The following is a 22930-nucleotide window of genomic DNA, read 5'->3' on the forward strand; positions in this document are numbered from 1 at the left end:
GGTTGCACCTTCATGGTATCTCGCTACGCTAGCGCCTCTCATTCGTAATCGACGATCCAAGGAGGGAGGCGATGGCAAACGGCAACGGTCTGTCCTTTACGCTCACACTACCCGGCGTAGACGATGTCGCCGTGGTGGACTTTACCCACCGTGAGGCCCTTTCCGCCCCCTTTGAGCTAACGCTCAATTTTGCCAGTCGCAATGGCCAACTCAATGCCGCCGAACTGCTGGATCGCAACGCCACGCTTACCGTGTGGCACAGCGGAGAAGCGCTGCGTCACTTCCATGGCATTGTTAGCGAATTTTCCCAGGGCGATCGCGGTCATCGCCGCACCTTCTACTCTCTGGTACTACGCCCTGCGCTGTGGCGGCTTTCGCTACGACACAACTCGCGGATTTTCCAAAAAGTCACGCCCATCAACATTATTACCACCCTCTGCCAGGAACGCGGCATTAGTGACATAACGTTTGATGTTACGCGCGAGCCCATCGAACGTGAATATTGTGTTCAGTATCGCGAGACCGACCTTGCCTTTATTGAGCGTCTGGCGGCTGAAGAGGGGCTGTTCTACTACCATACTTTCGAGGCAGGTGCCCACCGGCTGGTCTTTAGCGATGACCCTAAAATGCTCAGCAGCTTGGGCGAGCGCACCTATCACAGCCGCGCGGGGGGAACGCCGCCCACCCGCCATGTGCGACAACTTCGCCAGACGGCGCGGGTGGCCAGTTCCTCCGCCACACTGAAGGACTACACCTTCAAGAACCCGGCCTATGCACAGCTGCATGAGCACCAAGGACGTGACATTGAGCAGCACGGCCAGCGCGCCGACTATGAACACTACGACTACCCAGGGCGTTATAAGCAGGACGCTTCCGGCAAGCCGTTTACCCGCACACGACTTGAATACCTGCGCCGAGAGGCGATCACGGCGCACGCCGAGAGTGACCTACCCGAGCTTGCCCCAGGGGCGCGCTTTACCCTCACCGATCACGACGCCGACGCCCTCAATCGCGACTGGCAACTGATCGAGGTCACTCACTTCGGCGAACAGCCCCAGGCGCTGGAAGAAGACAGCATTTCCAGCAGCGATAAGGGCGGGATGACCCGCTACCACAACACACTGGTGCTGGGGCCAGGTAGTACCGCTTGGCGGGCAACGCCGAATCCCAAGCCGCGGGTGGATGGCCCCCAGGTGGCGTTTGTGGTCGGGCCACCAGGGGAGGAGATCCACTGTGATGAATTCGGCCGGGTCAAAGTACAGTTCCCCTGGGATCGCTACGCGGAGCCAAATGAAAAAGCCAGTTGTTGGGTGCGGGTATCCCAAGGCTGGGCAGGGGCTGGCTACGGCAGCATCGCCATTCCGAGGATCGGGCATGAGGTCACGATTTCGTTCCTTGAAGGCGACCCTGATCAACCGCTGATTACCGGGCGTACCTACCATGCCGTGAATACGCCACCGTATCTCCTCCCGGAGCACAAAACCCGCACCACGATTAAAACCCAGACCCACCAAGGCGAAGGCTTCAACGAGCTGTGCTTTGAAGACAAGGCCGGGGAAGAGTTTATCTACATGCATGCTCAGAAAAACCTGGAGCTGCATGTCCTCAACTCCCGCCAGAAGCGGGTCGAATTCGACGACACCGCCACCATTGGCAATAACTCCCACTTGGCGGTCGCCAAGGATCGCGTCGAAACCATCGACGGCAATCGCGATATCACCGTGCACACTAACCACACCGAGCAGGTGGACGGTAATCGCGGGCTAACGGTAGGTGGCAGCTACCAGACCCACGCCAATGGTGATATCACCTTTAAAGCCGATGGCGAGCTTATCCTGGATGCCAGCAAAATCACCCTGGTCGCCGGTGGTGCTGCGCTGGTGGTCGGCGGTGGCAGCGTGGATGTCACCCCGGTACTTAATGTCGGCTCGGCATCGCCCAGTGCGGCGGCGCTGCCCAGCATCCCCGCCGTGCTGGAAGCCGCTGCAGGGGAAGGCAGCCCGTTTGTCTCCCACTGCCCGCTCGACGAGGAATAACCCATGGCAACGCCCGACTACTGGCTGGCCCGCTGCCATGTGATGGCCTATTCCCCCAGTGCCCGCCGCTGGGAAGAGGAGGCCGACGAAGCCGTCACGGTGGCCGCGGTACTGGCCGAAGACGAAGCCCAGGTCAGGGCGCTGTTACAGCAGCAGTGCCACGCTGACGACCTGGGGCTGATCCGCCTTGATGCCATTGAAACCCTGCTACAGCGCTGCCGCCGCGAAGGTATCGCCCACGGGCTGGTGGAACTGGCCCACACCACCTCGTCGCAACACCCGGTGGCGTATGGCGAGATGCTGCCCCTGTTACCAGAGAAAGTGCCGGAGCCCCCACCGGCAGCGATCCTCCCACCGGTGAACTACCAAGAGACTACTTGGCAAGCGCTGTTTGCCCCCCATCAGCCACCGTTATGGGCGGTCATCGACGGCGTTAACTGCCGTGAGGCCATGGCCCGCCTTAGCCAAGCCGAGGCCCAAAGCGCCTGCCTCTATGCCTCAACGGATAGCACCACCCAGACCAACGCCCCGTGGCTGGTGCGCCTTGAAGCAGACAGCGACTTGCGCGAATGGCTGGAAAGCCTGTCCCAGGATCAACACTGGGGCATTTTGCTGCACTCCCACGCCACCCTAAAGCAACTGCGCAGCCACCTGCGCAAGTTCACCATGCTGTGGACCCCCGCCAACGACCAGGCTCCGGTCTACTTCCGCTTCTACGACCCGCGCGTCGCGTTGGACATGAGCCAAGCCCTGGAACCCTGGAAGCTGGCCGCCTTTATGGCCCCGCTCGAAACCGTCATAACGCCTATCTCGCCCTTAATGGTGTTTCCCACTGAGCTTGAATTAACCCCGGTGATTGAGCTCGACGCCGATGCCAGCGACGTACAGGGAAGGCTAGTACGCATCGCCCTCAGTGACGATGCCCGCGCCGCCAACGGCCAGGGGCGGCAGTTTGCAATAGGGCAGGCGGAGTACCAGCACTTTGGGGAGCTTACGCAGTCAAGGGCGAGCCAAGCCCTCGCGCGGTCACTCAAAGAGCGCTATCCCCAGGTATCAGAAGGCGAGCGGACGCGTGCGGTGATTGATGCCACTCAGCTAGGGGAGCGGTATGGGCTTGCCTCTAAAAAGCAGATCCAAACCCTGGTCATTTGTGTGCTGGAGGTGGGCGCTGATTTTGCCCACCGCCACCCTGATGCTCAGCGGATCCTCGACAACGCTAAACTCGCTGGCTGGCGGAAGTGCCAGTTACTGGAAGAGTGGCTGCCCCGAGGGCGACTACGGCATGCGCTATTGGCCCCCTATCAACAAGCCGGTCAGCATGAAGACAACTATCGGCCCATCGCTGACGAGGAACGTCCATGAGCTATCAACCCAGTATTGAAGACATCGCGTATTTAGCGCAGAACCAACCGGAGCACTTCACCAGCCACGTAAACACGCTAAGATCGATCCAGAACGCTATGCAGGCAGACGAGGTTCAGCGTGAAACACTGGAGGCGATAACTACCCAAAACCACTACAACGACTTCTTGGCAAATGGTGGGGAAGCACTCACGGAAAGCCCGATTCTCTCTATGCCTCTACCCGTACTTGAAGGGAGGCCCCAAGCCCAAGATCCTGAGTTCGGTGCCGTTTGTACTGTGTGTGCATCACAAACCCCCTGTATCGAAAAAGTTGAGGTGGTATGTCATTCAGGCAGCAATAACCGAGTAACTCTGCAAGGTGAAAATGAACTGGTAGATACCGATTGTAAAATTTACTTTGTAGCGGATAAAGCGGTATCAGGTGAGCTGAGTTTCGAAGGATTCTTGCAGGGCACAACATTTAAGGACGAAGGTACTGTCACCATAACGCTAGCCGATGACTGCCCCCATGACGCTCATAGGCTGTCTTGGACTGAAGCGCTGAACGGCACGTCCATTACCTCGGGCGCCGAAATACCCTTTACGGTAGAGACAAACCCACGCCCGACCTTGCTCAATATACCTCGTTTGGGTGATTACGGCCTTGCCTTTGAAGCCGCCACGATTATTCTCGACATCATCATGAACCGTGCCGTCATGGTGAAAGAGGAACAATTCAAGATTAGCTACGATGGTACACAGGATTTTTTCTTTACCTCTGTGACCGTGCCGAGCCTGAAGTTCGCGGGAAAAGTGAGCTTACAGCCGCCTCAAATAGGCACCGAGAATATTCCGCGAAGCGAAGCAAGGCGGCTGCGAGAAGGGTTTGGCATGGGGAGCAACCCTCGCCAGGTAACGCATGAACAAGGCTGGCAAATCGATGCCCAGATAGATGTGACATGCGGTAGCAATACGAAAAAGATAGAAGTCGGTAAATACCGTAGTGAAACTACTACCTACGACAGTGCGCCATCGCTTCGCGATCAGGATAGGAGTCGCCAACAAAGTAGCTCTGTTGACCGGTTTATCGACTCGTTGAGCAATGGCGCCAAAAGCTTGGCCAAAAGGCTAAGTACTGAACACGATAATCGAAAACTGGTTAATCTCTACACCGTAGGCCCTAAGCTAGGTCTGGAAGCTGGGACAAAGCAAGTAGAAGAAACTAATGAGCCGGGGCTGACATGGGAGCTCGAGGTAGGGCTTTCAATAGATTTTGCGTTTGGTGTCAAAGTCGATATTTATCAGGCCTTGAAGCGCTCGTTACGAAGGTTGCCCGTAGTCACTCCCTTGGGTGGGGCGGCTCATGCATTACTAGTATTTCTGGAAGACGCAGAAAAGGGTAGGAACTGGGGCGTTGCCAGATACCAAATAAACCCATTCCTGTTTATAGATGTCGCTTTAGGGGCTGGGTTTAAAGCATCTGAAGATAATGCCAGTAGTGACAATATGTTAAATGGCGTCTATGACTTTTTTGAACGTGAGTTCGGTGAAGAGAGTATTCAGGGCCAAATAGAGATCAAGCTCACAGCCAAGGCGGTGGGCGGCATTATGGGGTATTTTGATTCAATTATAACCGAAGAGCGTGTATTCAGATATGAAGCGGAAATCGCTACTGAGGGCGGTATTCGGATTAAGACAGATGGAGGCCATTGGGGTTATCAGCTTTACCACAAGGGTGCGGCCTTAAAAATCAAGTCGTTCAAGAAAGTGAATGTAGAGTCAGGGCGTGATCAGCCAGCTGATGGCGGCCGTCCAAGCCCCAGTTCTAATTCACGGCAAACCGTGCTAAGTACTACTTCTATCGAATGGGTTGAAGACTCAGAAAATACGAACACCTACCCTCTTGCAGAGGGATATACCGGGGAGTTTATACCTTTCTCATGAAAACATTCATGGCGTTATTACTATCTTTTGTAGTTGTGATGGAGACACAGGCAATGGCACAAGAAACAGAGTACCAGTTTGGCGTACGCTGGAGCGTTAATGGATTAGCATCGTCAATTGATATGCAAGATATTATGCTGAATTTTTCAGGAGTGCCGGGACACCAAAATACGATGCTGCCAGCATCACAATATATACGTAATGGTCATAATGAAATTCAATTTTATGCTTGGCCAGTACCCTCTGACCAACCATTTGACGAGCAGCATGAGTTGCGTCTCTCCATGGAGTATTGGGAGCCGGGGCAAAATCCCAATACTGAAGCCAAAACCGCCTTTGAGGTTGTGATACACCCTGGCCTGGTAGGTTTTAAGCCTGAAGTTGTTAACGTAGATGATCAAGCTCCATTAAGTGTGGTAGCTAGTGCCATCCGTTGGGATGAAGACTATTTCAGACTGGAGGTGCCTTTTAATAATCGACAGCCGATGCCCACTTGGTGCTGGGAAGAGGGCGATGTATTAAGAGACAGTGACGCTACCCGCGATAGCCTAGCCCGTGAATATCGTCGGCTATATACGCTCTTTGAGAAACAAGATAACGATGCGCTAATGGATGCCTCGAAAACTATGATTGAAGAGCTTGCTTTAGCTTCAGGAGAATCCGAAGCCTATGTGCGCCAGCGAGCAAGCTTTACGATGTTCTTCGATAATCCAGGGCTCTTTCAGTTAAGAGACTTTCCAGAAGAGCCGATGACACTAAATCTTGCGGCGGATAATCGAGTAGCTTGGCTAACCACAAAGGGGGTTAATGTCCCTATTCGATTTATGCATCTCCAAGAAGACGATGTTTCAAGCAAAGTAAGACTCTACTTCATTCGCCGCGATGGTCAGTGGGAAATTTGCCGATGAAACCCGTTGCCCGTAAAGGCGATCTCCACCGCTGCCCCTTACCCGGCCACGGCACCACGGAAATTGTCACCGGTTCGCCTTCTAAAGTAGAGGGCCAGCCCGTGGCGCGGGTAGGGGATAAAACGGGCTGTGGGGCCACGATTATTGAAGGTTCCAGCCACTCCAATCACGATGGTAGGCCTACCGCGTATCTGGGCTGCAAGACCGATCATGGTGGTGAGATTATTACCGCATCGAGTAGCGCCAAGGTTGAGCCTTGATACTTATGCGGAAACAAGGAGGTGTGTTGAAAGGAGCCGTTGGGCGGTAGTGATAGGCCTGCCATTTGGCAAATACAGCGCTTTGGTTCTCGTTGGGCTCGCCATTGCTTGCCAGCCAGCACCACGGAAATCGTCTCAGGTTCGTCCTCTAAGGCAGAGGGCCAGTCATGCATGGCCCGAGTAGGTGATAAGACCGGTTACGGAGCCACTTCATACCGTCCAGTTGTCTTTTCCTCGTAGCTATTTGCTAAGAGAGCAAAATGTCATGCTTGGATATGGTTCATAGGAAGCTTTATAGCATGCCTTTCTTAGAAATACGTTAAGGTGAATGTAGTGAAAAATATGAAAAAATATATAGCGCTTCTTTGTATGGTATCTGTTATAGCCTTATTAGTTTATTTTCATATCAATGAGGAAGACTCTCAGGTCACAATTGATCATATTGTGTTAGCAGCGTACTCCCCTGAAGATAACAAGCCAAAAGATAGAAGTGCCGCCCTTACCCAAAATGTCAGAGAACGCTTTCGTTTTGATGAAGATGGAAATGTCGTCTTGCAGCGTTCTTTTATTTCAAGGAACGGCAGTAGTTATGCTATTCAGACGCAGACCATCTCCAGAGATAAAGATGGAAAACCAAAAGAAATTGAAACTGTGGATGACAGAACCGAAGAGCAGACGGGGCGCTATGTCTTTAACTATGACGGCTCGTCAGACGATATTGTGATAGAACATTATGATGCAAACAATAGACTAAGTTCGACTGAGACCGAGCAATATGACTCCAGAGGGAACCTTGTCTCCCGTGAGATAAGGCAGACAGATTCTGCTCAAACGAAGAAAACCAGCATTGAATATGGCGTAGATGACCTCCCTGAAAAAGAGACTCATTACAAACCGGACGGCTCAATCGATTGGATCTTGATATTCAAATATGACGAGTCCAAGAATGTAATAGAAGAAAGGATGGAAGTTTATAGTGGTGAAGGTGAGCGAGAAATCTATATTTCGGCCTCCGAGTACGACGACTATAATAATGTTGTTTCAGAGACCCGGTTTAACGAGGATGAAGAGATAGTGGGTAAGGTCTTGTTTGAATATATATATGACGAGCATGGCAATTGGATTACAAAAAAGCGATATTCCGCAGCAGAATCTTCCATAAAAGGAAATCTTATTCCTGATAATCTTGAGTATGTCTGGGAGCGTCGAATTGAATACTATGGAAGTGCCAAGGTGGTGCCTTAATGCAACGCACCAGTTTATCGAAGTGCCAAAGGTAGATAGCAGCATGAAAAAATGGATAGCTTACTGTTGGCTCGTTGCGCTGACGCTGATCAGTGCACCAGTCATGGCACAGGAAACCGAGTATCAGTTTGGCGTTCGCTGGAGCGTTAATGGATTAGCATCATCAATTGATATGCAAGATATTATGCTGAGTTTTTCAGGAGTGCCGGGACACCAGAATACGATGCTGCCAGCATCACAATATATACGTAATGGTCGTAATGAAATTCAATTTTATGCTTGGCCAGTGCCCTCTGACCAACCATTTGACAAGCAGCATGAGTTGCGCCTCTCCATGGAGTATTGGGAGCCGGGGCAAAATCCCAATACTGAAGCTAAAACCGCCTTCGAGGTTGTTATACAACCTGGTCTGGAAGGTTTTAAGCCAGAAGTTGTTAATGTAGATGATCAAGCTCCATTGCGTGTGGTGGCTAGTGCCATTCATTGGGATGAAGACTATTTCAGACTGGAGGTGCCTTTTAATAATCGACAGCCGATGCCCACCTGGTGCTGGGAAGAGGGCGATGTATTAAGAGACAGTGACGCTACCCGCGATAGCCTAGCCCGTGAATATCGTCGGCTATATACGCTCTTTGAGGAGCAAGATAACGATGCGCTAATGGATGCCTCGAAAACCATGATTGAAGAGCTTGCTCACGCTTCCGGTGAGTCCGAAGCTTACGTGCGCCAGCGAGCAAGCTTCACCATGTTCTTTGATAATCCTAACCTTTTCCAGCTTGATCCTTTTCCAGAAGAGCCGATGACATTGAATTTGGGAGCGGATAATCGTGTGGCCTGGCTTACCCGTGAGGGGGTAGCGGCGCCGATTCGATTTGGGCATGCAGGAAGTGATGAACAAGTCTCAAACGTAAGACTCTACTTTATTCAACGCGATGGTCAGTGGGAAATCTGCCGATGAAACCCGTTGCCCGCAAAGGCGACCTGCACCGCTGCCCCATTCCCGGCCACGGCACCACGGAAATTATCACCGGTTCGCCCTCTCAAGTAGAGGGCCAGCCCGTGGCGCGGGTGGGTGATAAAACCGGCTGCGGCGCTACTATTATCGAAGGTTCCAGCTACTCCAACCATGATGGAAAGCCTACGGCCTACCTGGGCTGCAAAAAGGATCACGGCGGTGAGATTATTACGGCGTCGAGCAGTGCAAAGGTTCAGCCGTAGCGCTTATGCGGAATAACAGTTGTGGAAGGAGTCAGGAATTGAACGGAGTCGTTGAGCGGTTAGTGGTAGATGCACCATTTGGGGAATGTGGTGCTTATCCATTGAGTTAATGCTAAGTAGGTAAGAATTCTGAGTGTAAGAACAATAGGCAGCCTACGTTGGCTGCCCTTTTGTGATGAGGTTCGAGGAATCGCTAAACCTGACAGCTTTGCTGTAAATCCATCGCGGCTTTGTAGATGTCGTTGGCAGAGCCACCAATATCCTCCAAGTAATCATCTATGGTTTGCTGCAGCACAGGGCCCCATTCGGGATCTTCCAGGGCGTCTTCAATGACCACAAACTCATGCCCCGCTTCAACGGCTTCTTCACGGCCTTGGCGTATCATCTCGTCGTAAACCTCCGCCGCGCGAAGCGACCACTCCAAGCCGCTGTGGTCATCAATCACCTGCTGTAAATCGGCTGGCAGGCTGTCGTAGCTGCGCTGGCTCATGGTGGCGAACAGGGAAAGGTCATACAGGGGGACTTCAGTGTGGTACTGCGCCAGTTCATTCAGTCGGAAGGTCTTCATGCCTTCCCAGTTGAAACTGAGACCGTCGACGACACCACGCTGCATGGAGGTAAACACATCCGGCGCTGGCATACCCACGGCTTGGGCGCCTAGGCGTTCGAACATATCACCCACCACGGGCGTGGGGCGGCGTAGGCGAAGGCCCTCAAGATCCGCCGGTGTTTCAATCAACTGATCCTTGGTATGCAGATAACCTGGGCCGGTAGTAAATAAGAACAGAGGGCGCGTGTCGGCGTACTCCTGTTCAAAGTATCCCTGATCGTAAAGCGACTGGAGAATGCAGGCCCCTTGGCGGGCGCTTGCTGACACCCCCGGCAGCTCTACGACTTGCGTGAGGGGAAAGCGGCCCGCCGTATAACCTTGAGCAGATGCGCCAATATCGGCGATACCGCTGACAGTGCTTTCGTAGGTTTGAGCCGATTTCGCTAGCGTCTGGCTGGGGAAAACTTCTACTGTCAGCTGCCCATCAGACGCCTCCTCGACGCTTTCAGCCCAGGCCTGAAACAGTTCGCGGTCTATCATGGAGCCGCCCGGCCAGACATGCGCTATGCGCAGTGTAGTGCTGGCTTCCACGGCGGGGGCCACGAATGAAACGGCAAACACGCCAAACAGGGTCGCCTTGGCTAGGTGGGTGGGTATTTTTTTCATTGTCGATATCCTGATGTCTAGTCAACGGGGCACGTTTTTATGATTGTTTTTGCAACTTTTTTGAAACGGTGTTTGAGACGGTTAAAGATCCAACACAAGGGTTTTGCTCTTGGCTCTGGAGCAGCAGGGTGTGAATTGATCGTTGGCCGCGTGCTCATCGTCATCCAGGTATAAATCCCGGTGGTCGGGTTCGCCTTCGAGTACACGGGTGAGGCAGGTGCCACAGACCCCCTGCTCGCAGGAGACCATGATGTCGATGCCATTTTCAGCCAGTACTTGGTAGACGGTTTTATCGGCGGGCACGGTAAAGGCGGCGCCGCTGCTGGCAATGCGCACCTCGAAACTGCCGTCGTCTTCGCTGGCTGTTTCCGCACCTGCAAAGTACTCGGTGTGCAGTTGGTCGGCTGGCCAGCCGCACTGCTTGCCAGTGGAAAGGACGGCGTTAATAAATCCGCTAGGGCCGCAAACGTAGACCTGGGCGTCAGCCTCGGGCTCACTAAGCAGTTTTTCCAGATCGAGGGTTGGGGACGCGGTGTCGTCATCCAGGTAGAAGTGTGCTCTATCGGCGAAACCTGATGTGTTGATACGCTCACGAAAGGCCATGCGCTCGGCGGAGCGGGCGCAGTAGTGCAGCTCGAATTCCGCCTCGGTGCGCGCCAATCGTTCTGCCATACACAGCAGCGGGGTGATGCCGATCCCGCCCGCCAGCAGGTAAGTGCGCTTTGCGGGTTTAAGCGGGAAGTGGTTTTTGGGCGCGCTGATGAGTAGCAGGCTGCCTACTTTAATCTCATCGTGCATGGCGATGGAGCCTCCTCTGGAGGCCTCATCACGCAGCACGCCGATCAAGTAGCGATCCCGCTCTTCAGAGTGGTTGCACAGCGAGTATTGCCGGATTACCCCCTCTTTCACCTGCACGTCAATGTGGGCGCCAGCGCTAAAGGGGGGCAGCGGACGGCCATGAGGGTCCGCAAGCTCAAAGGTGGCAATGCCCAGCGCCTCCTCGTGACGAGCTTTTACCTCGACAATAAGCGATAGAGAGGGGGGGCTCATGCCGTTGCCTCCTGGGGTTGCTTGGCCTGCTCCTCTTTCAAGATGCGATCAATAATGCGGCGCGCCTGTACCCCCCCGCCGTCAATATTGAGTTTCAGCAGTTGACGGTCGGGGTATTTGAGCAGGTTGCGCTGTTGTGCCTCGAGCATCTCAAGGTCTTCTTCGAAGATCTTGCCCTGGCCCTCGCGGATCTTGTCGGTGAGGGCCTGATCTTCCGGCTTGAAGTTGCGGGCCATGCCCCAGAAGTACCAGATAGAGGTATCGCTCTCAGGAGTGATAAAGTCGACCACGATACTCGAGGCTCTCACATTCGCCGGCGCTTTTGCGCCGCCATTGCCCGCGTGGGCCACGCCGACGTCGATGTGCACATGGCTAGGGGGGGTAAAGCGGCAAATTTGCCAGCGGTCGACGGGGACGTCATCAGCGAGCCCGTTACCCCGTAAGGCGGCCTGCCAGAAAGGCGGCGCGGGGATATTCTCCATCTCACGGCTGGTGACCACCTCATCGCCGTTAACCGTTGTTTCTGGTGCGGCTTCCTCTATCTCTGGTTGGCCGATGCTGGAAGCGTGCACATAGGTCTCATGGGTAAGATCCATGAGGTTGTCGATCATCAGGCGATATTCACACTGAATATGGTAGAGGCCGCCGCCATAAGCCCAGTCGGGGTTGTTGGCCCAGTGCAGCTCGGGGATCAGATCGGCGTCAGCTTTATCGGGGTCGCCGGGCCAGATCCAGATAAAGCCGTGGCGTTCTTCAACGGGATAGGCACGATTGCTTGGGAAGCCGCGAACCCGCTGGCCGGGCATACTGTCGCATTTGCCGCTGCAGTTCATTTCAAGGCCATGGTAGCCGCAAACCAGCTTGCCATCACGTACAAAGCCCAAGGAGAGTGGCGCGCCACGGTGGGGGCAGAAATCCTCCACGGCGGCCACGCGGTTTTCGTCACCACGGAAGAAAACTAGTTGCTTATTGCAAATAGTCCGCCCAAGTGGCTTATCGGTAAGCTCATCAGGGGTGCAGGCGACGTACCAAGTGTTCACTGGAAAGGGGGTTTGTTGGGTCACGGTTAACTCCTTATAGTTTAGCGTTGTAATTATGCTTATTGGATCCAAAGTAAAGGCTAGGAAGGTTTTTGCCGTCAACCTATACTTTCGTAGAGTTCGCCAATGAAGAGCAAATCAGTGTTGATATGAGAGTAAAATTAAATGAGTAACAACGATAAAAGTGTCGTCAGTCGGCTGCGAAAACTGATTAGTGAGGGTGCATACGCTCCAGGGGAGCGCCTTGGTGAAGTCGCGGTTGCGGAGCAGCTGGGAGTTTCGAGAACGCCGGTAAGGCTGGCTTTTCGCACTTTGGAGCAGGAGGGGTTGCTGCAGCAGGCGGGCAAGCGCGGGTTTATGGTGCGGGAGTTTACCCAGGCGGATGTGCACTGCGCGGTTGAGGTGCGCGGGGTGTTGGAGGGGCTGGTCGCTCGGCACCTGGCGGAGCAGGGGCTGCCGCCTGGCGTCGAGAAGGAATTGAATATTTGGATCCAAAAAGGAAAAAGGCTAATCGCCAAAGGCTACCTTGTAGAGTCCGATATCAATCAATGGAGTGAGCTTAATGCGCATTTTCACGGCATTATTATTCATTCTATCGGCAGCGGTGTCGTGGCGGATGCCATTGCAAGGAATAATCACCTGCCTTTCGCTGCCGCCGACTCAATCATCATTGATAGCGATGACTTAGAGCGAGAGTTTAAAAAATTGCAATTAGCACAGTTTCATCATGAGCTTATATTTCAGTCACTTAAGCAGGGTGAGGGGGCGAGGGCAGAAATGCTGATGCGTGAACATGCGCTGATTGGGTTGCGTTACCCTGAGCTACTGGCTGATTCTGAATAGAAAGGTGAATTATTTAGTTACAATATATAATTAAACCAAAGTATTAATGGTTTTAAGTTGTTTGAATTCAATGTCTTATGTTGATATTGAAATGAATTACCTCCATTTTAATTGACAGATGGAGGTTTTTTTCGCAGCTTTGGTACGTAATGCGGATCAGAGTTCGCATTAAGAACAATTACAACTTAACCATTACGACCAAAAGCAGAGACAAACAATGAAAATTAACCACTTTGTTGCGTGCGCCCTTCTCGCTCCCTGTGCGCTTGCTGCCCAGGCCCATGCGTTTGATGTGGTAGAAGCCGGACAGCCTGTCGTGACCGGTGAGCCAAGCCGTGTAGGCCCACCCTGGAATCACCGGTCAACGTTTAATATTCCAGGCACCAAAACCGATATCGCCTTTGGCGGGTACGTTAAGCTCGATGCGTTTTACGATTTCGACTACGACCTAGGTACATCAACGGATCCTTACGCCGTGATGAACCCAGGCAATCGAACCGATGGTCGAACCAGCTTTACGGCCTATGAGTCCCGCCTGAATTTCCGCACCCACACCGCCACTGACTATGGGCGTTTAACCACTTACTTCGAAGGGCATTTTGTGCCCGATGGTAAGTTTGGGTTGCGCCATGCGTATGGCGAGCTGAACGGGTTTCTCGCCGGGCAAACGTGGTCAAATTTTATGAGCTTCGTAGGCGGAACACGTACCCTGGCACTAGGGGATCCTAAGGGCTACGCCTTTGAGCGGCAGGCTCAGTTGCGCTATACGCAGCCTGTTGGGGAGGGGAGTTTCTCTGTTGCCTTGGAAAACCCCACCACGGTCATTGCCCGCAGTGATGCTTCAGTGGCTGATGGGGAGAGCCAGCTTCCAGATTTGACACTGCGTTATGAATATAAGCGTTTATTTGCGCTCTCGGGGATAGCGCGTCAACTTTCGACCAATAACATCACCAATACCATTGATGATGAAGTCACCGGTTATGGGGTGCAGGCGCAGTTCAATTTGCCCTTTAATACCTCAACCAGCTTGAAAGGCAGTGCCACCTACGGTGAGGGTATCGGTAACTATATGGGCAACCCTGGCAATGTCGGGCACCGCAACGCACCTGATGTCTATGTGCAGGGTAACAGCCTTGAAGCGATTGAAACCCAGGCGTTTGGTCTCTCACTTAATCACTACTGGACGGATAGTTGGTTCAGCTCTGTGGGCGTTTCGCGGCTTGAGCAAGACCTACCCGCCGCCTATGGTAATCATTTCGAAACCCTCGACTATGGGTTTGCCAATGTGATTTGGGATGTTACCGAGCGCATGTCAGTCGGTCTTGAGTACCAGTACGCTGATATTGAGCAGGTGAATGGGGCCTCCAACGATGCGAGTCGCCTTCAGGCGAGTGCCACCTTCCAGTTCTAGCGCTCTACGCGTTGCAGTGAGGTGACTGTGTAAGTGCTTTAGTGCTGTTTCGATCACGTTTTAGGCTGGCACTTTGCCAGCCTTTTTTGGGCCTCGTGTGGCTGCCTAAAAGTACCGCAGTTAAGGCGCTGGGTTCGCAGAGGGTAAGATAATGCGTGGATCCTTGGGTGACTCAGCGTATAGGCATGCCACGAGATCCGAGTAGCGCTCGCGCACTAGCCGCTGGTTGACCGAGCCCTTGTCGGTCAATTCGCCACGGTCAACGGAGAGCGGTTGGTTGAGCAGTAGCAGGCGCTCTAAACGCATGGAGCTTGACTGGCCGCGGCAGTGGGTTGCCAGGCGCTGCGCGAACCACTGGTGCAGGCTGGCGTCGGTGGCCAGAGCCTCAAGGGAGCTATCCGCTGAGCCAAGCTGCTGCTCACAGGCGGGAAGGTTCAACACGACGATGCCCGTCAGGTAGTCACGCCCTTCGCCGATCACCACTATGTCCTGTACCAACGGGGCAAAGTGTTCGACAAGGTGTAGGCGCAGGGTGCCCACATTGACCCAGGTGCCGGTCACCAGTTTGAAATTCTCGCTTAGTCGGCCATCAAAGATTAGCCCCCGTTCGGGGTGGTCGGGGTCAAGAAGGCGCATGGCATCCCCGGTACAGTAGTAGCCTTCGTGGTCAAACGCCTCGCTGGTTCGCTGGGTGTCGCGCCAGTAGCCTGGCGTGATGTTAAGGCCCTTGAGGCGCGCCTCCCACTTATCATCCGTCGCTACCAGTTTCAGCGCCATGCCAGGTACAGGCTGCCCGATTAGTCCCGGTGTATCACTGGGCTCTTCGGTGCAAAATGCCAGGCATGCTTCGGTGGAGCCCAGGCCCGTTAACATGGGAACGGGGGTGCCGCGAGTCTGTTCGCCTAACGCTTCCAGAGCAGCGCGTACATGGGCGGGTAGCACGGCACCACCGAAGTGCAGCATTTCCAGATCGCGGAAAAAGGCCTCGCGCAGGGAGTCATCGTTGCGCAAATGCTCGACCAGCGCCTCGAACCCCTTGGGGACATTGCAGTAAAACGTGGGCGACACTTCGCGTAGGTTCTCGATGGTTCGCTGCACCCCTTGAGCGGTGGGGTTGCCATCATCAATATATAAAGCGCCCCCGTTGTGGATCGCCATCCCCAAAATGGTATTGCCACCGAAGGTGTGGTGCCAGGGTAGCCAGTCGACTAACACCGGGGTGTGCTGCTCTAGAAAGCTTAGCCGTTTCGCTAGCATGGCTTGATTGCTACACAGCATGCGGTGGGTATTGATCACTGCCTTGGGCAGCCCTGTCGACCCTGAGGTAAACAGTAGTTTGGCGATACTGTCAGGCGTTACACGGGCGTAGGCATCGTCAACCTCAGCGCTTGCCGGCGTCGCTGCCAGTGAGTCAAACGCCAGGGCTCGCTGAGCAGGTACCTTGGCCACACAGGTGACGTTATTATCGCAAATGGCCGCCAGCGCCCGACTAAAGCGCGCCTCCTCATCGACAAATAGTATCCCTGGGGTCACTAGTTCCACCACATGTCGCAGTTTAACGAAGTCCTCGGATAACAGCGCGTAAGAGGGTGACACCGGCACGTAGGGAATGCCCACATGCATGGCGGCACAGGCAAGCAGTGCGTGATCGATGCTGTTTCCCGACAGCACCATCAGCGGCCGCTCCGTCGACAGGCCATGATTAATCAGTGCTTGTGCCAGGCGGTTCACTTGTGGCATTGCTTCGCCGAAGGTTAGCGTTCGCCACCTGTGTCGGCCCTCTTCTCGCTCAGCTAAAAAGGGGCTCAGTGGTGTTTCGCTTGCCCAATGGGTTAGGCGCTGGGTCATGCTGCTGGGATAACTGGGAACATCGCCCCCGTGTAGCCGGTACTCATGGAAGGTGGTGTTAATAAGCGGAGGGGGGAGTGACATGAATAGCTCCATAGCGAAAAATCTTGGATTTGTTGTGTGCTGTCATCTTGGCGAATATAGTTATAGTTGTTAACTAGATGATTAGCTAGGATGCTGATTTAAGACCATAGTTGTAATTATTTAAATGAGATAGGAATTAACGCATGGCCATATCTAAAAAGGGCACTTCTGTTCAGCAAGTTGAGCCCGACGAAAAAGAGCCGACTTCTGTCGCCGGTCTGGTGCTTGAAAATCGCCTTGGGTACGCTTTGAGAAGGGCCCAGCTTGCTGTTTTCAAACATTTTAATGAGGCCATGCAGGAGTATGAAATACGCCCTGCCCAGTTCTCTTCGCTCGTGGTGATTGAAGGATATCCCGGTATCACCCAAACCAATTTAGCCAAGATACTGGATATTGATCCGCCCAGAATCGTTAGCCTAATTAATAATCTAGAGGAAAGAGGGCTTGCTTTGCGGGTGCGATGTAAGCGAGATCGGCGGTCACACGGGATTTTTCTTAGCAAAAAAGGCGAAGCCTTAACCGAACAGCTAAAAGAACTGGCTGAACAGAGTGATATCAATGCAACTCAAACACTTAGTGAGATTGAACGGCGTCAGCTGCTATCTCTGTTAGTGAAAATATACGCAGCGGACACCATCGAGGAATAAAACTTTAGGCGTATTTTTGTCGGCAACGCTTGCATGCTCTCTCAAAGACAATTACTTATATTAAGTAACTAGTTTGGTTGTGACGGTCTCGCGGTGTATAGCGCAAGGTGGGTTTCAGCCATACAGCGAATTCCAAAAACAAAGAGACGAAACGATGAGCAGCTTAGCGACGGTACCGACACTCGGCACTGCATTGATGCGCCGTAGTCTTGAGACACCCTGTAGGGTTGCCGCGATAAGCGGCGGCTTGCTGGTCGCAGCACTCGCGATCATCACCGTCGTCAGCATTCTTGGCCGGTGGGTAGCCAGTGCGCCAGTATTAAGCGATATGACGATGCTGGAGTGGGTGGGCCCAATCACTGGCGATTACGAGCTGGTGGAAATGGGGACTGCCATTGCCGTTTTTCTGTTTTTACCTTACTGCCATCTTCGCGGTGGGCATGTCACGGTGGATTTACTGGTCATGCACGCGCCGCCCATTGTTCAGCGGCTGCTCGCCGTTGTCGCCGAAACGCTGTTTTTGGTAGTCGCAGGGTTAATGACCTGGCGCCTCTATCACGGCTTGCTCGATAAACGACGCTATATGGAAACCAGCATGCTGCTGGATATACCGCTCTGGTGGGGGTATATCGGCGGCCTGGTGGGTTTCGCGCTATTGACGCTGGTGTGTCTCTATCGCACCTGCGATGCGCTTACTTACGACCCGCCACAGCCAGGTTTTAAACAAAATAGTTCGAATCAAAATAGCGCGACTCAAAGCAGCTCGGCTCAAGACGGTTCGGCTCAAGAAAGCTCGGCCCAAGGAGATCTGTGATGACACCTCTCACGTTGGGCGCTAGCGGCTTTGTGGTACTGCTGTTCATGATGGCGACGCGTATTCCTATCGGCCTGGCCATGCTGGTGGTGGGTGCCGTAGGGATGATGCTGATCACCGGCCCGATGGGCATTTTAAATGGCTTAAAAACGCTTCCTTACGAACACTTTTCCAGCCATACGCTATCCATCATTCCGCTGTTCCTGCTTATGGGGCAGTTTGCGGCGAGAGCCGGTCTCTCCCGGGCCATGTTTCAGGCGGCCAACGACTGGCTGGGCCACCGTCGCGGTGGGCTGGCGATGTCCACCATAGGTGCTTGCGGCGCTTTTGGGGCCATTTGTGGCTCTTCGCTGGCTACCGCTGCCACGATGACCCAAGTGGCGCTGCCCGAAATGGAGCGACAGGGCTACCGTGGGAGTCTGGCGACCGGCGCACTGGCTGCTGGCGGCACTCTGGGCATTTTGATTCCCCCTTCTGTGGTGTTGGTTATCTACGCCATCCTGGCCGAGCAAAACATTAATGAAATGTTTGCTGCCGCCCTGGTGCCGGGGTTGTTAGCAGTGTTCAGCTATATGCTGGCCATCTCGCTCTACGTGCGCTTTTTTCCTGACAGTGCGCCGAGTAAGGCGAAAGCATCCCGGAGCGAGCGTTGGCGCTCACTGCTAGAGGTCTGGCCAGGAGCGGCGATCTTTATCGTGGTGATTGGGGGCATCTATACCGGTATCTTTACGCCTACCGAAGCCGCCGCCGTCGGTGCGGTCTCCACCGGTGCCCTGGCAATCACAAAAGGCGGACTGCGTTGGAACGGCCTGCGGGACTGTGTACTTGAGACCGCGGTGACCTCGGCAATGATCTTCTTCATTGTACTTGGCGCCAGTGTCTTCAATAGCTTCCTTGCTCTGACCCAGCTTCCGCAAATGACCGCCGGTTGGATAGTGGGGCTCGAGATCAGTCCCTGGGTGGTTCTGGCTGGAATTCTGTTCTGCTATTTAGTGCTTGGCTGCTTTATGGACAGCCTCTCGATGATCTTGTTAACCGTGCCTATCTTTCTGCCTATCGTCACGGGGATGGACTTCGGCATGCCCGCAACGGATGTGGCGATATGGTTCGGCATTTTAGCGCTGGTGGTCGTCGAGGTTGGCATGATCACGCCGCCGGTGGGGCTGAACATTTTCATTATCCACTCCATGGCTCCCCGCATTCCTTTAACGGAGACCTTTAAAGGCATCCTGCCTTTTTTAGCGGCCGATCTTATTCGCATTATCTTGCTGGTGCTCTTCCCCGCCATCTCGCTTGGCTTCGTTTACTTAATCAATTGATCAAGGTGAACACATGTCCCATGACGCGAGCCAGCGAAGGCTAACGCCCACCTTGATGGCGAGGAGATAGCTAATCGAAAAGTTCAGCGCTGAACAGATTGTTAAACAGTCGTTTTTGATAAGTAACGTTGTAAGTCGTTTGATAAAACCCAAGGAGCAAGAGATGAGTAACTACCAAGATCGCTGGCAAACCGTAAAAGTTAACGTCGAAGAGGGCATTGCCTGGGTGACGTTGAATCGCCCTGAAAAGCGCAACGCCATGAGCCCGACGCTCAATCGTGAAATGATTGATGTGCTGGAGACTATCGAGCTGGATCAAGAGGCCCACGTGCTGGTGTTGACCGGCGAAGGCGAATCCTTTTCGGCCGGTATGGATCTTAAAGAGTACTTCCGCGAGATCGATGCCAGCCCCGAGATTGTGCAGGTCAAGGTGCGCCGCGACGCCTCTACCTGGCAATGGAAGCTACTGCGTCACTACGCCAAGCCCACCATCGCCATGGTCAATGGCTGGTGCTTTGGCGGGGCTTTCTCACCGCTGGTTGCCTGCGATTTGGCGATTGCCGCCGATGAGTCGGTATTCGGCCTCTCAGAAATCAACTGGGGTATTCCCCCAGGCAACCTGGTCAGCAAAGCCATGGCCGATACCGTGGGCCACCGAGAAGCGCTCTATTACATCATGACCGGGGAAACCTTTACCGGCCCCCAGGCAGCTAAAATGGGGCTGGTTAACAGAAGTGTGCCATTAACTGAATTACGCGAAGCCACCCGCGAGCTGGCCGCTACGTTGCGTGATAAGAACCCAGTTGTGATGCGTGCTGCCAAGATCGGTTTCAAAATGTGCCGCGAACTGACCTGGGAGCAGAACGAGGAGTACCTCTACGCCAAGCTCGATCAGGCGCAGCAGCTGGATCCTGAGCAGGGCCGGGCGCAGGGGCTCAAACAGTTCCTCGATGACAAGAGCATCAAACCGGGGCTGGAGAGTTACCAGCGATAAAACAATAATCGCCAACCTTTGAACGAGAGTCAGTTATGGATATTAATCTGTTAATCGGCAGTGAGCGCTGTGCCGCTCATCAAGACGCGACCTTTACTCGAACCAACCCTCTCACCGGTGATATCGTCACCCAGGCCGCGGCGGCATCCGCTGGGGATGCGATCCGGGCGGTTGAGGCGGCTGCGAAGGCGTTTCCCGCCTGGTCAGCGACGGGCCCCGGCGAAAAGCGCGCCAAGCTACTCAAAGCTGCAGAGGCCATGGAAGCGCGACAGGCGGAGTTTATCGAACGCATGGTAGATGAAACCGGCGCTACGCCAGGCTGGGCAGGTTTTAACGTCATGGTCGCCGCCAGCATCCTACGCGAGGCGGCGTCGCTGACTACACAGGTAGGTGGTGAGGTAATACCTTCTAATGTGCCCGGCAGCCTAGCGATGGGCGTGCGGGTACCTTGCGGCGTGGTGGTGGGGATCGCCCCCTGGAACGCGCCTATTATTCTTGGCACGCGTGCCATTGCGACGCCGCTGGCGTGTGGCAACACGGTAATTCTTAAAGCCTCTGAACAGTGCCCCGCGACGCATCACCTGATTGGGGAGGTGCTGATTGAGGCGGGTCTGGGCGATGGCATCGTTAACGTGGTGACCAATGCGCCCCCGCAGGCCGCCGAGGTCGTCGAGTCGCTGATTGAGCACCAAGCCGTGCGCCGTATTAATTTCACTGGCTCTACTCAGGTGGGGCGCATTATTGCCGAAAAGGCCGCGCGCCATCTTAAGCCGGTCTTGCTGGAACTTGGTGGAAAGGCGCCGTTCGTGGTGCTTGAAGATGCCGACCTGGATGCTGCCGTTGAGGCCGCCGCCTTTGGCGCCTTCTTCAACCAGGGGCAGATCTGTATGTCCACTGAGCGGCTGATCGTGGTGGATGCGGTCGCTGATGCCTTCGTCGAAAAACTGGCTCGCAAAGCACAAACGCTGCGCGCGGGCGATCCCCGGGGAGAAGGTAATGCGCTGGGTACGCTGATCAATCGCGAATCGGGCGAGAAGCTCAACGCCCTGCTTGACGACGCCCAGCAGCATGGCGCTCGTTTAGCCTGTGGCGGCAAGGCCGAAGGCGTCATTATGCAGCCGACCGTGGTGGATGGAGTTACTAATGCGATGCGCCTGTATGGCGAAGAGTCGTTTGGCCCGGTGGTGGCGATGATGCGTGTTAAAGATGAAGAGGAAGCCCTGCGTGTGGCGAACGATAGTGAGTATGGCCTTTCTGCCGCCGTCTTCAGCCGCGACACCGCCCGGGCGATGCAGTTTGCGCAGCGCATTGAGTCGGGTATTTGCCATATCAATGCACCTACCGTTCACGATGAGCCGCAGATGCCCTTTGGCGGCGTTAAATCGAGCGGCTACGGACGCTTTGGCGGTAAGGCCGGGATCGAGGAGTTCACCGATCTGCGCTGGATGACCATGCAGCTTGGCCCGCGCCATTACCCTATTTAGATAAGCGCAAGAAATATGTCTTGCTAGTAAAGCGAAGTAAATAAAGGAGTTCATTACAATGACAATAAAACCCACACTCGCCAGCCTCACGTTGTTAAGCGGCATACTCCTCAGCGGTAGTGGCTATGCCCAAGACACGGTGACCCTGCGCTTGCACCACTTTGCTGCCCCTGCCACGCCAGTGCAGACCGAGTATCTGGAACCTTGGGCTAAGCGTATCGAAGAGCAGTCCGAGGGGGCTATCAAGGTGGAAATATTCCCTGCCATGCAACTGGGGGGCTCAGCACCCTCGCTCTATGATCAGGCAAAGGACGGGGTGGTGGATATTGCCTGGACCTTGCTCAGCTATACGCCTAATCGCTTCCCGGAATCCGAGGCATTCGATCAACCCTTCCTGCCCACAACGGGCGAAGCCACCAGCATGGCAGCCCATGAGTTTGCGACAACGCATATGCAGGCTGCCTTTGAGGGCGTCTATCCTATCGCTGTATTTGCCCATACGCCGGGCAAAATCCATACCAGAGATGTGGCGATTGAGAGTGCTGATGAGCTGGATGGGCTGGCTATTCGTGCCCCTTCGAAAACCATGAATCGCTATCTGGGACTTCTGGGGGCTCAAGCGGTGGGTATGCCTATGCCACAAATTCCAGAAGCGATTTCGCGCGGGGTAATCGATGGCCTGACACTGCCCTTTGAAAGCGCTGCGGCTTTGGGCGTGCTGGACGTTGCCCAGAACCACACCTTTTTCGAGGGCGATCATGGTTTATATACGGCAATGATGGTGCTGGCCTTAAACCAAGCTAGTTACGATGCGCTTTCACCAGAGCTGAAGCAGGTAATCGACGATAATGCGGGGCTTCAAGAGGCGCAACGAATCGGCCAGGTCATGGATCAAGCGGAAGAGGACGCAATTGAAGCTATTGAAGCGACGGGTGAGGGTGAAATGTTCTACATCGCTCAAGACGCACTGGCACCCTGGCAGGCGGCTGCCGAGACAGCCACGGCTCAATGGATTGACGACATGGGGAGCCGAGGTTTTGATGGACAACGACTCTATGATGATGCGACTCGATTGGTAGAGAAGTATACCGAGCAGACAGAGTAGTCCATATCCCTACCTGCACCATCCAACGCGCTAAGGTTATGTTTACCACTAGCAAAAAATCCGCCTTCTGGCTTACAGCTAGAAGGCGGATTTTTTTATATACTTACGCCGGGTTTGCCAA

General features: G+C 54.2%; 20 protein-coding genes. 16 read left to right on the forward strand and 4 right to left on the reverse strand.

Translation table 11 applies throughout. The features are described 5' to 3' along the window. Positions 1–71: 71 nt before the first annotated feature. The 8 genes from HZS52_RS05235 to HZS52_RS05270 all read left to right on the forward strand — a co-directional run bounded on the left by HZS52_RS05235 (position 72) and on the right by HZS52_RS05270 (position 8954). Positions 72–2036, forward strand: coding sequence for a type VI secretion system Vgr family protein (locus HZS52_RS05235; RefSeq protein ID WP_190374266.1), 1965 nt, complete (start codon positions 72–74; stop codon positions 2034–2036). A gap of 3 nt (positions 2037–2039) precedes the next feature. Further along, positions 2040–3398, forward strand: a complete 1359-nt coding sequence (locus HZS52_RS05240; protein ID WP_190374267.1) for a DUF4123 domain-containing protein — start codon at positions 2040–2042, stop codon at positions 3396–3398. Then, complete coding sequence (locus HZS52_RS05245; RefSeq protein WP_190374268.1) at positions 3395–5323, forward strand: hypothetical protein; 1929 nt, start codon at positions 3395–3397, stop codon at positions 5321–5323. Before HZS52_RS05240 ends, HZS52_RS05245 begins: the two co-directional genes overlap by 4 nt. Positions 5324–5331: 8 nt before the next feature. Further along, positions 5332–6231, forward strand: a complete 900-nt coding sequence (locus HZS52_RS05250) for a hypothetical protein (protein WP_223828056.1) — start codon at positions 5332–5334, stop codon at positions 6229–6231. Then, positions 6228–6491, forward strand: coding sequence for a PAAR domain-containing protein (locus HZS52_RS05255; protein WP_190374270.1), 264 nt, complete (start codon positions 6228–6230; stop codon positions 6489–6491). Before HZS52_RS05250 ends, HZS52_RS05255 begins: the two co-directional genes overlap by 4 nt. A gap of 333 nt (positions 6492–6824) precedes the next feature. Continuing rightward, positions 6825–7736, forward strand: coding sequence for a hypothetical protein (locus HZS52_RS05260; RefSeq protein WP_190374271.1), 912 nt, complete (start codon positions 6825–6827; stop codon positions 7734–7736). After that, the gene (locus HZS52_RS05265; RefSeq protein ID WP_223828123.1) at positions 7711–8694 is read left to right on the forward strand and encodes a hypothetical protein; all 984 of its coding nucleotides are present in this window, start codon (positions 7711–7713) and stop codon (positions 8692–8694) included. The genes HZS52_RS05260 and HZS52_RS05265 overlap by 26 nt, the downstream gene beginning before the upstream one ends. Next, on the forward strand, positions 8691–8954 hold the full coding sequence (locus HZS52_RS05270; RefSeq protein ID WP_190374272.1) for a PAAR domain-containing protein: 264 nt from the start codon (positions 8691–8693) through the stop codon (positions 8952–8954). Before HZS52_RS05265 ends, HZS52_RS05270 begins: the two co-directional genes overlap by 4 nt. 193 nt (positions 8955–9147) lie before the next feature. Here the strand turns inward: HZS52_RS05270 and HZS52_RS05275 are convergent, their stop codons facing one another. From HZS52_RS05275 to HZS52_RS05285, 3 genes are all read right to left on the reverse strand, one after another. Further along, positions 9148–10170, reverse strand: coding sequence for a TRAP transporter substrate-binding protein (locus HZS52_RS05275; RefSeq protein ID WP_190374273.1), 1023 nt, complete (start codon positions 10168–10170; stop codon positions 9148–9150). An 81-nt stretch (positions 10171–10251) separates the two neighbouring features. Next, on the reverse strand, positions 10252–11220 hold the full coding sequence (locus tag HZS52_RS05280; protein ID WP_190374274.1) for a PDR/VanB family oxidoreductase: 969 nt from the start codon (positions 11218–11220) through the stop codon (positions 10252–10254). Continuing rightward, the gene (locus HZS52_RS05285; RefSeq protein WP_190374275.1) at positions 11217–12284 is read right to left on the reverse strand and encodes an aromatic ring-hydroxylating dioxygenase subunit alpha; all 1068 of its coding nucleotides are present in this window, start codon (positions 12282–12284) and stop codon (positions 11217–11219) included. The genes HZS52_RS05280 and HZS52_RS05285 overlap by 4 nt, the downstream gene beginning before the upstream one ends. Before the next feature lie 141 nt (positions 12285–12425). Here HZS52_RS05285 and HZS52_RS05290 point away from each other — a divergent pair, with 141 nt between their 5' ends. Together HZS52_RS05290 and HZS52_RS05295 are read left to right on the forward strand one after the other, a co-directional pair. Then, entirely contained in the window at positions 12426–13103 is a 678-nt protein-coding gene (locus HZS52_RS05290; protein WP_190374276.1) for a GntR family transcriptional regulator, read from the forward strand. A 217-nt stretch (positions 13104–13320) separates the two neighbouring features. Further along, positions 13321–14514, forward strand: a complete 1194-nt coding sequence (locus tag HZS52_RS05295; RefSeq protein ID WP_190374277.1) for a DcaP family trimeric outer membrane transporter — start codon at positions 13321–13323, stop codon at positions 14512–14514. Positions 14515–14634: 120 nt separating this feature from the next. Here the strand turns inward: HZS52_RS05295 and HZS52_RS05300 are convergent, their stop codons facing one another. Beyond that, on the reverse strand, positions 14635–16446 hold the full coding sequence (locus HZS52_RS05300; protein ID WP_223828057.1) for a feruloyl-CoA synthase: 1812 nt from the start codon (positions 16444–16446) through the stop codon (positions 14635–14637). Positions 16447–16589: 143 nt separating this feature from the next. On the opposite strand from HZS52_RS05300, the gene HZS52_RS05305 reads away from it, so the two are divergent. The 6 genes from HZS52_RS05305 (at position 16590) to HZS52_RS05330 (ending at position 22809) form a co-directional block, all read left to right on the forward strand. Further along, positions 16590–17093, forward strand: coding sequence for a MarR family winged helix-turn-helix transcriptional regulator (locus tag HZS52_RS05305; RefSeq protein ID WP_141440286.1), 504 nt, complete (start codon positions 16590–16592; stop codon positions 17091–17093). Between the two features lie 154 nt (positions 17094–17247). Then, a complete protein-coding gene (locus tag HZS52_RS05310; RefSeq protein WP_190374279.1) occupies positions 17248–17907 on the forward strand; it encodes a TRAP transporter small permease in 660 nt (219 codons plus the stop codon). After that, a complete protein-coding gene (locus HZS52_RS05315) occupies positions 17907–19226 on the forward strand; it encodes a TRAP transporter large permease (protein WP_141440288.1) in 1320 nt (439 codons plus the stop codon). Before HZS52_RS05310 ends, HZS52_RS05315 begins: the two co-directional genes overlap by 1 nt. 163 nt (positions 19227–19389) lie before the next feature. Further along, on the forward strand, positions 19390–20220 hold the full coding sequence (locus HZS52_RS05320) for a p-hydroxycinnamoyl CoA hydratase/lyase (protein ID WP_161463580.1): 831 nt from the start codon (positions 19390–19392) through the stop codon (positions 20218–20220). Between the two features lie 35 nt (positions 20221–20255). After that, positions 20256–21704, forward strand: a complete 1449-nt coding sequence (locus tag HZS52_RS05325) for an aldehyde dehydrogenase (RefSeq protein ID WP_190374280.1) — start codon at positions 20256–20258, stop codon at positions 21702–21704. A 58-nt stretch (positions 21705–21762) separates the two neighbouring features. Continuing rightward, a complete protein-coding gene (locus tag HZS52_RS05330; protein ID WP_190374281.1) occupies positions 21763–22809 on the forward strand; it encodes a TRAP transporter substrate-binding protein in 1047 nt (348 codons plus the stop codon). Positions 22810–22930: the final 121 nt, after the last annotated feature.

It is taken from the genome of Vreelandella titanicae (assembly GCF_014697095.1).
In the GTDB taxonomy this organism is placed as follows: domain Bacteria; phylum Pseudomonadota; class Gammaproteobacteria; order Pseudomonadales; family Halomonadaceae; genus Vreelandella; species Vreelandella titanicae.

Coding starts and splice junctions, on each gene's coding strand:
- HZS52_RS05280 (WP_190374274.1), bottom strand. CDS start 11,220: ATGAGCCCCCCCTCTCTATCGCTTATTGTCGAGGTAAAAGCTCGTCAC.
- HZS52_RS05330 (WP_190374281.1), top strand. CDS start 21,763: ATGACAATAAAACCCACACTCGCCAGCCTCACGTTGTTAAGCGGCATA.
- HZS52_RS05310 (WP_190374279.1), top strand. CDS start 17,248: ATGAGCAGCTTAGCGACGGTACCGACACTCGGCACTGCATTGATGCGC.
- HZS52_RS05270 (WP_190374272.1), top strand. CDS start 8,691: ATGAAACCCGTTGCCCGCAAAGGCGACCTGCACCGCTGCCCCATTCCC.
- HZS52_RS05240 (WP_190374267.1), top strand. CDS start 2,040: ATGGCAACGCCCGACTACTGGCTGGCCCGCTGCCATGTGATGGCCTAT.
- HZS52_RS05325 (WP_190374280.1), top strand. CDS start 20,256: ATGGATATTAATCTGTTAATCGGCAGTGAGCGCTGTGCCGCTCATCAA.
- HZS52_RS05300 (WP_223828057.1), bottom strand. CDS start 16,446: ATGTCACTCCCCCCTCCGCTTATTAACACCACCTTCCATGAGTACCGG.
- HZS52_RS05295 (WP_190374277.1), top strand. CDS start 13,321: ATGAAAATTAACCACTTTGTTGCGTGCGCCCTTCTCGCTCCCTGTGCG.
- HZS52_RS05320 (WP_161463580.1), top strand. CDS start 19,390: ATGAGTAACTACCAAGATCGCTGGCAAACCGTAAAAGTTAACGTCGAA.
- HZS52_RS05265 (WP_223828123.1), top strand. CDS start 7,711: ATGGAAGTGCCAAGGTGGTGCCTTAATGCAACGCACCAGTTTATCGAA.
- HZS52_RS05275 (WP_190374273.1), bottom strand. CDS start 10,170: ATGAAAAAAATACCCACCCACCTAGCCAAGGCGACCCTGTTTGGCGTG.
- HZS52_RS05255 (WP_190374270.1), top strand. CDS start 6,228: ATGAAACCCGTTGCCCGTAAAGGCGATCTCCACCGCTGCCCCTTACCC.
- HZS52_RS05250 (WP_223828056.1), top strand. CDS start 5,332: ATGGCGTTATTACTATCTTTTGTAGTTGTGATGGAGACACAGGCAATG.
- HZS52_RS05315 (WP_141440288.1), top strand. CDS start 17,907: ATGACACCTCTCACGTTGGGCGCTAGCGGCTTTGTGGTACTGCTGTTC.
- HZS52_RS05305 (WP_141440286.1), top strand. CDS start 16,590: ATGGCCATATCTAAAAAGGGCACTTCTGTTCAGCAAGTTGAGCCCGAC.
- HZS52_RS05235 (WP_190374266.1), top strand. CDS start 72: ATGGCAAACGGCAACGGTCTGTCCTTTACGCTCACACTACCCGGCGTA.
- HZS52_RS05245 (WP_190374268.1), top strand. CDS start 3,395: ATGAGCTATCAACCCAGTATTGAAGACATCGCGTATTTAGCGCAGAAC.
- HZS52_RS05290 (WP_190374276.1), top strand. CDS start 12,426: ATGAGTAACAACGATAAAAGTGTCGTCAGTCGGCTGCGAAAACTGATT.